Origin of the sequence: Sporosarcina sp. FSL K6-1522 (assembly GCF_038622445.1) — a bacterium.
In the GTDB taxonomy this organism is placed as follows: Bacteria; Bacillota; Bacilli; order Bacillales_A; family Planococcaceae; genus Sporosarcina.
This window is the reverse complement of record NZ_CP152019.1, coordinates 990975-1004455: the sequence shown is the minus strand read 5'-3', so window position 1 is coordinate 1004455 and position 13481 is coordinate 990975. Positions and strand designations below refer to the sequence as shown.

Annotated in this window: 14 protein-coding genes and 5 tRNA genes; 5 read left to right on the top strand and 14 right to left on the bottom strand. The window is 43.8% G+C overall.

What is annotated here, in order from left to right; genetic code table 11:
• Positions 1–260 precede the first annotated feature (260 nt).
• From MKY34_RS04915 to MKY34_RS04895, 5 genes are all read right to left on the bottom strand, one after another.
• Positions 261–335: transfer RNA gene (locus MKY34_RS04915), tRNA-Gln, on the bottom strand.
• Positions 336–406: 71 nt separating this feature from the next.
• Positions 407–491, bottom strand: a tRNA-Tyr gene (locus MKY34_RS04910).
• Between the two features lie 187 nt (positions 492–678).
• Positions 679–753: transfer RNA gene (locus MKY34_RS04905), tRNA-Glu, on the bottom strand.
• Positions 754–847: 94 nt separating this feature from the next.
• A tRNA-Thr gene (locus MKY34_RS04900) sits at positions 848–923 on the bottom strand.
• Between the two features lie 4 nt (positions 924–927).
• A tRNA-Asn gene (locus MKY34_RS04895) sits at positions 928–1002 on the bottom strand.
• 181 nt (positions 1003–1183) lie between these two features.
• On the opposite strand from MKY34_RS04895, the gene MKY34_RS04890 reads away from it, so the two are divergent.
• A complete protein-coding gene (locus MKY34_RS04890; protein WP_342514102.1) occupies positions 1184–1846 on the top strand; it encodes a hypothetical protein in 663 nt (220 codons plus the stop codon).
• Between the two features lie 56 nt (positions 1847–1902).
• Here MKY34_RS04890 and MKY34_RS04885 read toward each other — a convergent pair whose 3' ends face one another.
• Positions 1903–2583 (bottom strand): KinB-signaling pathway activation protein, encoded by a 681-nt coding sequence (locus MKY34_RS04885; protein ID WP_342514101.1) that lies wholly within the window; start codon positions 2581–2583, stop codon positions 1903–1905.
• Between the two features lie 143 nt (positions 2584–2726).
• Between MKY34_RS04885 and gerD the strand changes: the two genes are divergently transcribed.
• Positions 2727–3347, top strand: a complete 621-nt coding sequence (gene gerD, locus MKY34_RS04880) for a spore germination lipoprotein GerD (protein WP_342514100.1) — start codon at positions 2727–2729, stop codon at positions 3345–3347.
• Between the two features lie 41 nt (positions 3348–3388).
• Here the strand turns inward: gerD and MKY34_RS04875 are convergent, their stop codons facing one another.
• The 3 genes from MKY34_RS04875 to MKY34_RS04865 all read right to left on the bottom strand — a co-directional run bounded on the left by MKY34_RS04875 (position 3389) and on the right by MKY34_RS04865 (position 5725).
• Positions 3389–4450, bottom strand: coding sequence for an Mrp/NBP35 family ATP-binding protein (locus tag MKY34_RS04875; protein WP_342514099.1), 1062 nt, complete (start codon positions 4448–4450; stop codon positions 3389–3391).
• A gap of 78 nt (positions 4451–4528) precedes the next feature.
• Positions 4529–5242 carry an N-acetylmuramoyl-L-alanine amidase gene (locus tag MKY34_RS04870; RefSeq protein WP_342514098.1) on the bottom strand — a complete coding sequence of 238 codons (714 nt, stop codon included), beginning with the start codon at positions 5240–5242 and terminating at the stop codon, positions 4529–4531.
• A 186-nt stretch (positions 5243–5428) separates the two neighbouring features.
• Complete coding sequence (locus MKY34_RS04865; RefSeq protein ID WP_342514097.1) at positions 5429–5725, bottom strand: rhodanese-like domain-containing protein; 297 nt, start codon at positions 5723–5725, stop codon at positions 5429–5431.
• A 145-nt stretch (positions 5726–5870) separates the two neighbouring features.
• Here MKY34_RS04865 and MKY34_RS04860 point away from each other — a divergent pair, with 145 nt between their 5' ends.
• The gene (locus MKY34_RS04860; RefSeq protein ID WP_342514096.1) at positions 5871–6824 is read left to right on the top strand and encodes a helix-turn-helix transcriptional regulator; all 954 of its coding nucleotides are present in this window, start codon (positions 5871–5873) and stop codon (positions 6822–6824) included.
• A gap of 53 nt (positions 6825–6877) precedes the next feature.
• On the opposite strand, the gene MKY34_RS04855 is transcribed toward MKY34_RS04860, so the two are convergent.
• The 4 genes from MKY34_RS04855 to MKY34_RS04840 form a co-directional block, all read right to left on the bottom strand.
• On the bottom strand, positions 6878–7540 hold the full coding sequence (locus tag MKY34_RS04855; protein ID WP_342514095.1) for an ATP-binding cassette domain-containing protein: 663 nt from the start codon (positions 7538–7540) through the stop codon (positions 6878–6880).
• Complete coding sequence (gene modB / locus MKY34_RS04850; protein WP_342514094.1) at positions 7541–8230, bottom strand: molybdate ABC transporter permease subunit; 690 nt, start codon at positions 8228–8230, stop codon at positions 7541–7543.
• Between the two features lie 15 nt (positions 8231–8245).
• Positions 8246–9046, bottom strand: coding sequence for a molybdate ABC transporter substrate-binding protein (modA, locus tag MKY34_RS04845; protein WP_342514093.1), 801 nt, complete (start codon positions 9044–9046; stop codon positions 8246–8248).
• A gap of 230 nt (positions 9047–9276) precedes the next feature.
• On the bottom strand, positions 9277–10317 hold the full coding sequence (locus MKY34_RS04840; RefSeq protein ID WP_342514092.1) for a serine hydrolase: 1041 nt from the start codon (positions 10315–10317) through the stop codon (positions 9277–9279).
• 290 nt (positions 10318–10607) lie between these two features.
• On the opposite strand from MKY34_RS04840, the gene MKY34_RS04835 reads away from it, so the two are divergent.
• Together MKY34_RS04835 and MKY34_RS04830 are read left to right on the top strand one after the other, a co-directional pair.
• Positions 10608–10976 (top strand): VOC family protein, encoded by a 369-nt coding sequence (locus tag MKY34_RS04835; RefSeq protein ID WP_342514091.1) that lies wholly within the window; start codon positions 10608–10610, stop codon positions 10974–10976.
• A gap of 13 nt (positions 10977–10989) precedes the next feature.
• Positions 10990–12453, top strand: a complete 1464-nt coding sequence (locus tag MKY34_RS04830; protein WP_342514090.1) for an aminoacyl-histidine dipeptidase — start codon at positions 10990–10992, stop codon at positions 12451–12453.
• 43 nt (positions 12454–12496) lie between these two features.
• Here the strand turns inward: MKY34_RS04830 and MKY34_RS04825 are convergent, their stop codons facing one another.
• Entirely contained in the window at positions 12497–13447 is a 951-nt protein-coding gene (locus MKY34_RS04825; protein ID WP_342514089.1) for a hypothetical protein, read from the bottom strand.
• Positions 13448–13481 lie beyond the last annotated feature (34 nt).

The following is a 13481-nucleotide window of genomic DNA, read 5'->3' as shown; positions in this document are numbered from 1 at the left end:
TGTCTAAAGACTCAACTCACATCTTTCGTATTATATATAAAGTCCGCCATCCACAAGAAGTAAACTATTTATATCATATTGAATTGACAGTAATTTAGCACTACATATTTCAGCATACCCATAAGTATACATCAAATCGCATTAAGTTGTCCTATTTACAAAAAAAGCACATAAAAAAAATCCTTTTCGGCTTTGAAAAGGATTTCGTCAAACTTATTATTCATAACATGGTTAGGTAAAGGTATAGCTATCGCAAAAAATGGCTGGGGTAGCTGGATTCGAACCAACGAATGACGGAGTCAAAGTCCGTTGCCTTACCGCTTGGCTATACCCCAATGTTAAAAATATAATAAGTACCGTATGTATACGAGAACTCGTCATAGAATGTCATAAGGACAAATAGTAATGGTGGTGGGGGACGGATTCGAACCGCCGAACCCGGAGGGAGCGGATTTACAGTCCGCCGCGTTTAGCCACTTCGCTACCCCACCAAGTTAAAATTGCGATAAGCTTCGCATTACTGCGTCAAAGGCCTACAGGATGTAGGTCATGCACCCGTTACCGCACGATGCGGTGATTTTAGGATGCCTTCCTTGCTTTCGCCCAATTGCTTCCTTGTTCTGATCGCTTCTCCCAATTTTAACAGGAGTGCAATAAGATTCAAAGTTCATAAAATAATGGTGACCCCTACGGGATTCGAACCCGTGTTACCGCCGTGAAAGGGCGGTGTCTTAACCGCTTGACCAAGGGGCCATATTTTTAAAATAAAATACGCGCTGCATGACTACATCAACTTCATACTACTGCTTACTTCAAGCCTTAAGGATGCTCTCCTGAGAAGTTCTCTTGGAGCTTCCAACCGGATTCGAACCGGTGACCTCTTCCTTACCATGGAAGCACTCTACCTACTGAGCTATGGAAGCAGTATGGCTCCGCAGGTAGGACTCGAACCTACGACCGATCGGTTAACAGCCGATTGCTCTACCACTGAGCTACTGCGGAATGATGTGTACTTCGTTCATGACAAATTCCATTATAACAAGAATAAATTATTTAGCAACTCTTTTTTAAAAAAATTTCGTTTCCGTTTCCGACAACGACTTAATAATAGTACCACCTTCCATGCATATCCGTCAACAACATTTCATAAAGTATTATAGATTGTGCACAAAGGGGACAATATATGCGAAAAAAATATGTGATGATTGCCATCATTTGTAGTGGGCTATTTCTCTTTCTTACGCCATTCCCTGATCAAGCCTCGCTCACCTCCGTGTTTCGTGTAACAGAAGAACCCGCCGTCATTACACGTGGGATAAATGGTTCTGCGCTAACCGTTAACTTGTCCTTTGGGGATCTCGAGGTAGAGCAATGGATACGTGAGCTCAACACACCTTACCCTTTTCTCTTTGTAGACACAGGCTGGGCAAACCGCTTTCCCGAAACCATCAAATTGATTAACGAAAAAAACATTCCGGTCGGGCTCCTTGGACATGCCGGTAACGCTTACGACCAAAACACCGCACTTTTTACGGGTCAACTCGAACAATTCCAAGCTCTTTTCGGTACAAAACCACTGTGGTTCCGCACCGCTGATGAAGTATTCCCCCATTCTTTGCAACTGATGCTTTGGGAAGCAGAAGTCAATGCACTCGGCTCATCCTTCTCTTGGCATGGAGCTAATCCTCCTCCTGTGAAGCCTGGTGAAATTATCTCCGTTCCACATAATCGTGAACAACGTACAGATTTGACTGCCTTGCACAAATTATACGACACCCGTACCTTTCAACCTTTGGAAGATGTCTTATTTAATCCAACAATCAAAACAAAGAAAACCCCTAAATAATTCCACGACAAAAAACTCGTACAGCCAGTCCTCTTATAGGCAGCTGTACGAGTTTTTTATTTTTTAGCAGACGCTTTTGCTGTGTTTTTACGATTTTTTCTGCGTTCATCCAATCGCTTTTTATCCTCATCGGACTGCCTGTTATACTTCGGAAGTGCTAAAAGTTGGTAAGCATTTACCGCTAAAAGTGGGAACAATAAAATCGTTACCCATGAATCGATATTCCCCGAACGCACCATCAAAGCAGGTAACCATTCAAGTGTTGTAATAACAATCATGAAAAATAGCGCCGAAATCAGTGTATGCTTCTTCGTCCATTGTGCTTTAAAATAAGCAGTGACGGCTGAAACGCCGACCAATGTTCCAAGTAAAACAAGATACAACAACGTACGACCTGTATCATCTGACGTCAAACGGAATCTAAAGAAAATAAGATCGAATAACACAACTGCAATGATAAGCAGTTGAACCCAGTTCCACAATGTTAGCGTCTTAAACAAGTTCACGCCGAATTGATGGACGGTTAAATAAGCGAAAAAGCCCATTTGCGCAACAACACTCATCGTAAATCCAAGGAAAATCATCCATAGAAGCGCGCCTATAAATTGCCCAATTTCACCGCTCGATAAATATTGTGAAAAGAATTCCCAGCGGACAATTAGCCCAACAACCGCTGTTACAAATCCTCCAATTACCAATGCATTAAAAAAGAATTTTACCCAATTTCGTATCGTCACGACAATAATCCTCCGTTTTCGAGTTCTTCCAATAGTGTAACAACGTTTTCACGAAAAATCTATTTCCTTCATCTTCTCATGCATATTCCCCGCCATATTGTGAACAATAAATGAAAATGCTAATGGAAGGGATTTTGATTTCCATGAAAAAAAGGTGTTTTCATTTATTGTTATTAACCGTCCTTTTGACCGGGTGTGGGATGCAGCAATCCGGGCCGACATATGATGAAATCAAAAAAATGACGACGGATGCGCTACAGACCGAAGATGGAAAAAAAGCGATCAAGCAAATGCTCACTGATCCAGAATTCAAGGAATTACTCATCCTTGAGCAGCCAGAAGTGAAGAAATCGATTGAAGACACATTGCTGTCTGAGCAAGGCAAAGCATTCTGGAAAAAAACGTTTGAAGATCCAAAGTTCACGGAGAGCATCGCAAAAAGTATGAAGACTGAGCAACAAGAAGTTATGAAGGAACTCATGAAGGACGCCGAATTCCAAAAAGAACTCGAAGCTTTTTTCAGTCAGCCTGATATGCAAAAAAAGATGGAAACGGTGATGCAATCGGCGAATATGAAGAAGAGTTTAGAAAAGGTTGTTGAGGAAACCATTGCGAGCCCATTACTGCAAACGAAGTGGCAAGAACTCATTTTGAAGGCGGGCGAAGATAAAAAAGAAGTGAGCGGTGGTAGTGGTGGTGGCGGTAGTGACAGCGAAAAAAAGGGTGATAAATCTGGAGGCAAAGAAGATGGGAGCGGCAAATAGCCTCCCCCATCTACATGTAAATGGCCGTATCTATCATACGGTCATTTTTTTGTTGTTTTTTCCACGATATTCTTCGCAATACCTGTATAAATTTCCCCAATCGGATGATCATCCGCATAGACAGACGGTGCGAAGTCATCATCGTTCCAATCAGGTTGGCCCAATGGAATTTGGCCAAGCAACTCTGTGCGCAATTCCTCAGCAAGTCGTGTACCGCCACCTTGACCGAAGACGAATTCACGCTCACCTGTCACCTTAGATTCAAACCAAGCCATATTCTCAACTACACCAAGCAATTTGTGATCCGTTTGCAACGCCATTGCGCCCGCACGTGCCGCGACAAATGCAGCTGTTGGATGTGGAGTCGTAACAACAATCTCTTGTGATGCCGGAATCATCTGGTGAAGATCGAGCGCTACGTCACCTGTACCAGGCGGTAAATCGAGCAGTAAGTAATCGAGCTCTCCCCACTCAACATCACGGAAAAATTGATCGAGCGCCTTTCCAAGCATCGGGCCACGCCAAACGACAGGTGCATTATCCTCAACGAAAAAGCCCATCGAAATGACTTTTACACCAAGACGCTCAACAGGAATAATTCGGTTATCACGGATAACTGGTAATTCTGTAACACCCATCATATCCGGCACACTGAAACCATAAATATCCGCATCGATAAGACCTACTTTTTTCCCAAGACGTGCAAGTGCAACAGCAAGGTTGACGGAAACCGTCGATTTCCCAACGCCACCTTTACCTGATGCGATTGAAATAAATTCTGTATTGCTCAATGGCGATAAGATATCCTGCGTTTCCGCTTCCGTTACCTTGCCGCGGAACTGTTCAAGCACTTCTGCCGACAATTCTTCGAAACGGATACCTACAGATTCTGCCCCTGCCTCTTTCAGCGTTTCGACTACTTTCATCTGAAGCGCCATTTGCTCTGCTGTGTTGATCTTTGCAATGGCTAGCTTCACGCTGACATGCTTTTTTTCCGGCTTGATGGACACTTCTGTAATACCTGTCGTCTCTGCAAGCGTTTTATGTAAAAACGGATCTTTCAACTGACCTAATAATTCACGTACTGTCTGTTCATTAATCAATATCGGACACTCCTTGGAGGTTTATTCATTCATCTCCAAGTATACCATAGGAACATCGTACAAGACCTGTAAGTGCTTCTACCTTTCTTCCATTAGATGAAAGTTCACGACTCCTTCTAAAATGGCGTCAGCCACCTTCTCTTGATAAGCCGAGTCAACTAACAACGAGCGTTCTTCTGGATTCGACAAAAAGCCCGTTTCCACAAGAACAGAAGGCATCGGTACTTTTTTCAACAAGTAAACACCTTTAATGGCCATCGCTTCCCGGTCCGTATTTTTCAAATTCCCACGAAATGATTCCTGAATCGATTTGGCAAGAAACTCCCCATCTGGATCGCCTTCTGGGTGATAGAAAACTTGCGAACCACGCCATTTTTCTTGCGGAATAGCGTTCACATGGACACTGATGAACATATCTGGATCTTCATCAATCGCGATGCGCTCTCGTAACTTCAAATCCGCCAATTTCCGTTCGCGTGTCGTTCCGAATTGGTCACTCGGCGCATGCTCGGCGAGCGCATCACCGTCTTTCATACGCGTCATGACAACGGTTGCACCCTTCTTTTCGAGCCGTTTCTTGAGTTCGTGCGAAATGCTAAGGGTAATATCACGCTCCACGATGTCGCCCGAGGAAGCACCCCCATCCAATCCTCCATGACCCGGGTCAAGGACTATTTTCACCCCACCAAGCTCCGCCGGCAAAAATAAATTTTGGTCCGATGCCTTCACGCCATACAGGACGACTCCGAGTGAACAAACAAATAATAGACCAATCACAAACCACCGCTTCATATGGACACCGCCTTTTTCCTTCACTATACGCAGGAATGAGAAAAGATATGTCCTGTTCTTGATGGTAGGTGAGATCGAATCATAGACAATTTCTAATCTTGGAATTACACGGGGGATTCACTGTGTTTTACACAGTTATAACAATAAAACAAAAAAAGAACCCCGAAAGGTCCTCTTAACTGCCATTTATTCCGTTGCGCCTGCCCATTCCAGCATGCCGCCAACCATGTTTGTCACGTCATAGCCTTCTGCAGTTAGGAATTCTGTTGCGCGTCCACTACGTCCGCCCGAACGGCAAATCATAATATAAGCCTTTTCTTTATCCAACTCACTCATACGCTCCGGCACTTCTCCTAGGGGAATATGGATTGCGCTTGGGATCATTCCTTCTGCGACTTCATCCGCCTCACGTACGTCAATTAGGTGAAGCTGGTCTCCTTTTTCTAGCAACTCTTGTAATTCAACCGTCGTAATTTCTTTCATCATGAATCCCTCCAGACTTTTTTATCCCTTCTACTTTACCACAGAAGCCTTCTTTTCCACGACCACTTAGCCCGTCCATTAGGCGTCATCTACAAGCTTTGCTATACTAATAAGACAAGACTTTTTGAAGGGAGTCAGGCCAAAGATGAAAGATACTACTTCCTATACAACTGAAGAAATTGCGCACATTTTGAAAGTATCCAAACTGACAGTTTATGATTTGATAAAAAAAGGACATTTGCCTTCATATCGTGTCGGACGCCAAATTCGGGTAGACGCCCACGATCTAGAAGCTTATAAAACACAAGCCAAAAGTGGCGGAACAGTCGCCCCATCGGCTGCACAACCAATGACCGCTCATGTAGAAAATCCTACACTAGCACCCACCTCTCCACGCCAAATCATTATTAGCGGCCAAGATATCAGCTTAGATTTATTAGCCAATTATATCGAGAAACATTCAACAGCCTATCGACCACTCCGCTCCTACACAGGAAGCTTGAATAGTTTAGTCGCGATGTACCAGGGCGAAGCAGATGTCGTCAGCACACATTTATATGACGGAGATACGAACGCCTACAACCTGCCATACATCCGCAGAATGCTCGTCAGTCATCCTTATATCGTCCTGCACTTTCTTACACGTTGGGAAGGCTTTTATGTCGCCAAAGGCAACCCCTATAACATTCAAACATGGGCAGATTTAACAAAGCCAGGCATCAGGATGGTTAACCGCGAAAAAGGCTCTGGTGTCAGGGTCTTAATCGATGAAAATTTACGATTAGCCGGCATTGCTTCACGGGATATTAAAGGCTATGCAATCGAGGAATCCAGTCATATTGGCGTTGCTAGCAAAGTAGTCAGCGGCCAAGCAGACGTCGGAGTCGGCATTGAAAAAACCGCCCGCCTTGTTGACGTGGACTTCATCCCGATTATTCAAGAACAATACGATATCGTTGTCATGAAAACGCCTCGTAATGAGGCAATCATCCAGCTACTGCAAGATATTTTACAATCAGAAGCGTTTCAAAAAGAAGTCGAGGCCATTGGCGGCTATGATTTATCCCAGATTGGGCAAGTGATGTACGAAACTTTTTAACTTCTATTGAATGTCGTAAAGGCCTCCAGCGAACGCCGAGGCCTGTTCATTCGTTATTTAGCAGACGTATTGTCCACAACTTCACGCACTGTCCCCTTATCTAAAAAGAGAATCCTATCGCCAAGCTTTTCAGCTTCGTCCATATCATGCGTCACGATGATGAATGGAATTTTCCACATCTCATGCAATCTAAGTAGCTCATCTTGACACTGCAAACGTGTTTCGCGGTCTAAGGCAGACAACGGTTCATCTAACAATAAAACAGATGGCTCCGTAGCCAATGCACGCGCCAATGCAACGCGTTGTTTCTCCCCACCGGAAATTTGGTGGGGATATTTTTTCGTTAAATGCCCTATACCTAACACATTTACCAATTGATCAATACGCGCACGAGCGGCTTGGTCCATTTTCTGCTTAACGCCATATGCAATGTTTTTTTCCACGATCATATGCGGAAAAAGTGCATAATCTTGAAACAAGTAGCCAACATGCCTTTGTTGGGGCGCTAAACATTGACCCTTCCCTTTAAAATAGACCTGGCCATTTAACGTAATCGACGAGCCTTCATCCGGAGTATCCAATCCCGCAATGGCATTCAAAATGGTCGTTTTACCAGACCCCGAAGGCCCTACTAATACGAGGATTTCACGCTCTACCGTTAACTGAACGTCCATCTCAAAATGTGGCATTTTCTTTCGCAGTTGAACATCTAGCATCTAAACACCTTCATTCTTATACCTTTGCAAGCTCCGCCTGCTCCACCAATTGAGCCACATAATCGTACTAAACCCTAACGCGACAATGATGACAACCCAGAAAGTTGCTTTTTCCATTTGGCCAGATTCCACTGCAAAGTAAATCGCCATCGGAATCGTATCCGTCTTGCCGGGAATATACCCCGCCAACATGAGCGTCGCACCAAACTCGCCAAGTCCGCGCGCAAATGACAGCACTAAGCCCGCAAGTAGCCCCGGCCAAGCAAGTGGAAATGCAATCGTTCGAAATACGCGCCACTCCGATGCTCCCATCGTCCGCGCCGCATTTTCCAAACGGACATCTATATTTTGAAAGGCAGCACTTGCACTTTGATACATCAGTGGAAACGATACAACAACCGATGCAATGACCGCACCAATCCACGTAAACACCACTTGAACATCAAACCACTCCAACAACCAACTGCCAATCCAACCTTGCTTACCAAAAAGAATCAGTAACCCAAAACCCACAACCGTCGGCGGCAACACCAATGGCAATAAAAACAACGACTCAATGACGCTTTTTCCGAAAAATTGTTTGCGTGCAAAGAGATGCGCAAAAAACGTCCCGACAATGAAAACAATAACCGTAGAGATACCCGCTACTTTTAACGATAGTAGTAATGGTGTGTAATCGGTTGTGTTCACGTGTATCCTCCTTACTCACTTGAAACCATAACGCTTCAAAATTTCTTTTCCTGCATCACTCGTTAGAAATGCCATAAATGCTTTTGCTTCATCTACATGTTTTGATTCTGAAATAACCGCTCCCGGATAGACAATCGGTTCATGCCATTCCGCATTCGCCGTTGCGAGCACTTTTACTTTATCGGAAATCTTCGCATCACTCGAATAGACAATTCCAACATCCGCGTTACCCATTTCTACATGCGTTAACACTTGGCGCACATCTGACCCTTGTACCATTTTACCTGCCAACGGCTCCCATAAGCCAATATGTTCTAACACTTCTTTTGTATAACGTCCAACCGGCACACTTTCAGGTTCACCTATTGCAAAATGGTCAATTGCAGCAGGGTCAATCGCCTCAAACGAATCGATTGTCAATGTAGAATCCCGGTTCGCGATTAACACCAATTCATTTGCCGTAAAATCAACACGTGTTTCCTCTACTAACAGCTTGCCTTCTTGCAGTGTATCCATATCCTTCTTACTCGCAGACAAAAACATGTCTGAAGGCGCTCCATTTTCAATCTGCTGAACCAATTTACCAGAGCTACCGAAAATAAATGTCAGTTTGATATTCTCATGTTCCTTCTCGAACGAAGCTTTCATATCTGTTAACGCATCTGTCAAACTAGCAGCCGCAGAAATCATCAATTCAACGTTCTGCTCTTTAACTGAAGGTGACTCTCCTGCTCCTTTTACATCCCCCTCATTTGAACAACCGAACGGAATCATAACGAGTACTAATAAGACTACTAAACTCAACCACTTTCTCATAAAAATACCTCCTTCAAATAACCAAGTATAATTAGATATGTCCAATTATAATTAGTTATAACTTATTATTACCAAATATAAATAACTATCAATGCTAGGTCAAGTAATCTTATGCGCGATAAACCTAAATTCAGGAAGCTTTTTATAGTGAATAACTTTTACTCCCCATTCGAAACACCAAACCCCTGCTTAACAAAGCAGGGGTTTGGTCACTATATATGCTATTTCTTCTAAAACACTTCGAGGCTTTTTGATTTTATCAACTCATCTTCAATTGCCTTCATAACACCGAATGCACCTGACGAGGCATTTGCACATACGGCAAGTTTGATAGCCGAAGCAGGATACAAAGCTGAGTGAAAACTCACGCCAGGATCATAGCCCATAACATGGTACTTAAAAACGGTTTCGTCTCTTTTCTGAATCCACACGCCATAACCATAAAAGTCCCCATCCCCGTTCTGAACATATGGTGTAAGTAACCGACTTGTTGACGCCTCGCTTAGTAGCTCGTGACCCAAAAGAGCTTCCCAAAACTTAACCATATCCTTCGCTGTTACAAAAGCTCCCCCATCGGATCCACCTTGCACCGGAAGCGAATAGATATTTGTTTTCCACGTGCCGTCCTCACACTCAATGTAGCCGAGGGCTGTTTTTGCGGGAAGTGCATCTAACGCAAAATAACCCGAGTCCATCATGCCTGCCTTTTGAAAAATCTGCGTCTGTACATAATCCGTGAATACGAGCCCACTCACTTTTTCAACAATTAAACCAAGCAAAATAAATCCCGCATTGTTGTAGTGAAAACGCTCGCCTGGCACGAATTTCATATGTCCATGTTGAAATAACGGTAAGAAATCTTGTAGCCGCCGGATATGATACATCGGCTGCTCTATCCACAACTCCTCAAAGACATCCATCACTTCCTCATCAAAATAATCAGGCACGCCGGATGTATGCGTCAGGAGATGGTGTATCGTTATACGCTCATTAAAATTCGGAAACTCCACGTCAAGACATTGTTGTAAGCTTGTATCGAAAGCAAGTTTTCCTTCTTCTACAAGCTGGCATATCGCAACGGCAGTAAAAATCTTGCAGCCTGACGCAATACCATAGCGCGTCCCTGCTTGATTATCCAATTGCTCTGCACGATTGGCATAACCATAGCTCGCATCCGCCAAAACCGCTTCTCTATTTTCAACAAAGATAGAACCAGAAAACTGAATTTCCTTTTGAATAGCTTCGATCCGAGCCATTAATTGATCTTTCATCTTTACAGACCCCCGATTTCTCTTTACCCCAAAAACAAGATGACTAGAGACTCCCCTCAACATTTATATCCATAATAACCCACCTCTTAGAAAATCAGTATATCATATCAGGCGACTGTCACCCATAAGGATAAAAAATATTCATAACAGTCAAACCAATAATCCCCTTCATTAATATATTCACTAAAGTCTATAAGCACAACTTATGTTTTAGCATCATAAATAGGTCATGGCACTTCCAAATTACGAAAGTTATACTAAAGAGAGCATAGATAAGGGAGAGATGGACAATGAGTAAATTCCTCACAGGTATCGATCATATCCAAATTGCAGCACCTGCGGGTTCCGAGGATGCTGCACGACAATTTTATGGTGAACTCCTCGGCATGAACGAAATTCCAAAGCCCGAAAACTTGCAAGCACGCGGTGGTTGCTGGTTCCAGTGCGGTCCTCAAGAAATGCATATCGGCATTCAACCCGACTTCGCACCAGCCAAAAAAGCGCATCCCGGATTCACCGTACAAGCACTTGACCAATTAAAAGAACGCTTAGAAAAAGCAGGTTATGCAATTAGCAACGAACCACCCATCGCAGGACGGGCTCGCTTTTTCACGCATGACCCCTTCGGTAATCGTATCGAGTTTTTAGAATTTAAGTGAAAGGATGAATCCCATGTACCGTAATCTAGAAGAGTTAACGAGTCATCCCGTCTTTCATTACTTCGCGGAAATTTCCAAGATTCCAAGAGGTTCGGGGAATGAACAAGCGATCAGTGATTATTTAGTGCGATTTGCACAAGAACGGAACTTGCCTGTCATCCAGGATGCCGCCTTAAATGTCATCGTCAAAAAAGCGGCGACATCTGGTTACGAAAATGCGCCTGCCATCATCATTCAAGGTCATATGGATATGGTTTGCGAAAAGAACCAAGATACACTTCATGACTTCAACAAAGACCCTATCCAATTACGAATTATTGAGGATATGCTCTACGCAACGGACACAACTTTAGGTGCAGATAACGGCATTGCAGTCGCTTACGCATTGGCTTTATTAGACGCAACCGACATTCCACATCCAGCGCTTGAAGTGGTCATTACAACTGAGGAAGAAACTACGATGAATGGCGCCCTCGCTGTCGACGCTTCGCATTTTACGGGAAAAATTTTCATCAATCTGGATTCCGAAGAAGATGGCAAACTACTCGTGAGTAGCGCTGGCGGCGTACATGTCACACAAGTATTGCCGATTACATGGGCTAACGCTTCATCAGATACAGTTGCTTATCGCATCGGCATTAAAGGATTAAAAGGCGGTCACTCTGGCATTTCAATCGATAAAGAAAGAGGAAATTCTACGAAGTTATTAGGAAGAGTATTACATGGTTTATCGACCGAATTCCCGTACGCTCTTCAACAGATTGACGGCGGTTTAAAACCGAATGCCATTCCTCGCGAAGCGCAGGCAATCATACACATTCAGCCTAGTGATATAAATAGTATCCAAGAAAAAGTCGAGCAATGGCAACACATTTTCAAAGAGGAGCTACAATCTTCAGACGCTGGTGTAACCGTGAGCTTCGAGGCCTGTACAAGTACATCGACAAACGTTTTTTCAGAAGAAACAAAGCGTAAAGTCTTAACTCTCTTACTGCTTATTCCACACGGCGTTCAAGCCATGAGTAAGGGCGTCGAAGGACTAGTGGAAAGTTCGACAAATTTAGGCGTCGTCACAACAACGGAAACAGAAATCCAATTTGAAAATGAAATCAGAAGCTCCGTCAAAAGTGCAAAAGCATATATGGTCACAAAAGCCGAAGCACTGGCCAATCTACTTGGCTGCGAAGTACGCATCGACTCCGATTACCCAGAGTGGCCGTACAACCCTCAGTCAAAAGCGCGACAATTATTCGAGGATACGTATCGTGAAAAATACGGCAAAGAAATCGACATTATCGCAGTACATGCGGGGATTGAATGTGGCGTCTTTATCGAAAAAATTCCCGGACTAGATGCCGTATCGATTGGGCCGGATATCTTTCACGTGCATACACCCGATGAACATATCAGCATCCCTTCCACCATCAATAACTGGGAATACTTTATCTACACATTGAAAAGGATGAAAGTAGACTAATCAAAAACGCCAAGTTCGAAAGTCTACTTGGCGTTTTTTCATGCTATGCTTCAATAATTGCTTTTTCCTGCACGTCAAGCTGTTGCAGTTCGTGCGTCATTTCGTCATGCTTTCGCACTAGTTGGTCTTGCACTCGTCGCACGTCCTGAAGCACAGCTTTTAACTTCCTTTTTGCGTCTGTAATCCGTGAGTGGACCATCCAATCCGAGACAATATTATCGAAAAACATGTCTGTAAACGTGAAAATGTCATTTTTATTAATCGTGAATGATTCTGCCGCAACGTTCTGCACATCCATCAACTCCGTCTCAAAATGGCGAAGTGCTCGCTGCGCACGATGGACATGGTCATCCGAGCTGTTAATTTCGGAATACTTCATGGCTGATACAATCATGCCACCACCAAGGAATGTATCCCACATCGACATCCCTTCCGCTGAATCGAGACGATCTAGCGCCGCATCGAGGGCACGGATGGCCTCATTTCCTGCATCACAAGCCTCATCAATTTCACGCACCATCGACTGGTGTATGACCCGATCATCCGCAATCTTTTGCAATGTAGCATCAGCAACCGGATCATTCTGTCGAACCCATCTTTCTTTTCCCTTCAGAAATTCTGCCCAATCTTCATCGATAGACGAGAAATTCGGATTTTTCATCTTTTCACGTAGACGCCCGACTTCCGCCTCCATATCCATTACCGTTTTCTCAGCCTCATTAAATTCCAATTCTACTTCAGCTACCTCGGCCATTTCCTTCTCCATCTGCTCATCCCATTTACCCGTCCACTCTTTGATTTTATTGACAAAAGAAAACTTCCCAAGCTTCACTACGTCTTGTTGCTCTTTCGTCAATTGTTTATGGAGCACATCGCGCAGTATAACCGCCTCTTGTAACAGAGCCTCTGCCCCTTCCAATCGCCTTTTTATCCGATTACGCTCCGTCCGTTTCATCGCCAAATCCATTTGCCGTTCATAGATATCCTGCCTCATCGCTCACACCCCTTTTTACTATATACGGAAAGGA

Coding starts and splice junctions, on each gene's coding strand:
- MKY34_RS04865 (WP_342514097.1), bottom strand. CDS start 5,725: ATGAAAGAAATTACGACGGTTGAATTACAAGAGTTGCTAGAAAAAGGA.
- modA (WP_342514093.1), bottom strand. CDS start 9,046: ATGAGAAAGTGGTTGAGTTTAGTAGTCTTATTAGTACTCGTTATGATT.
- MKY34_RS04860 (WP_342514096.1), top strand. CDS start 5,871: ATGAAAGATACTACTTCCTATACAACTGAAGAAATTGCGCACATTTTG.
- MKY34_RS04890 (WP_342514102.1), top strand. CDS start 1,184: ATGCGAAAAAAATATGTGATGATTGCCATCATTTGTAGTGGGCTATTT.
- MKY34_RS04870 (WP_342514098.1), bottom strand. CDS start 5,242: ATGAAGCGGTGGTTTGTGATTGGTCTATTATTTGTTTGTTCACTCGGA.
- MKY34_RS04830 (WP_342514090.1), top strand. CDS start 10,990: ATGTACCGTAATCTAGAAGAGTTAACGAGTCATCCCGTCTTTCATTAC.
- MKY34_RS04835 (WP_342514091.1), top strand. CDS start 10,608: ATGAGTAAATTCCTCACAGGTATCGATCATATCCAAATTGCAGCACCT.
- MKY34_RS04840 (WP_342514092.1), bottom strand. CDS start 10,317: ATGAAAGATCAATTAATGGCTCGGATCGAAGCTATTCAAAAGGAAATT.
- MKY34_RS04825 (WP_342514089.1), bottom strand. CDS start 13,447: ATGAGGCAGGATATCTATGAACGGCAAATGGATTTGGCGATGAAACGG.
- MKY34_RS04855 (WP_342514095.1), bottom strand. CDS start 7,540: ATGCTAGATGTTCAACTGCGAAAGAAAATGCCACATTTTGAGATGGAC.
- gerD (WP_342514100.1), top strand. CDS start 2,727: ATGAAAAAAAGGTGTTTTCATTTATTGTTATTAACCGTCCTTTTGACC.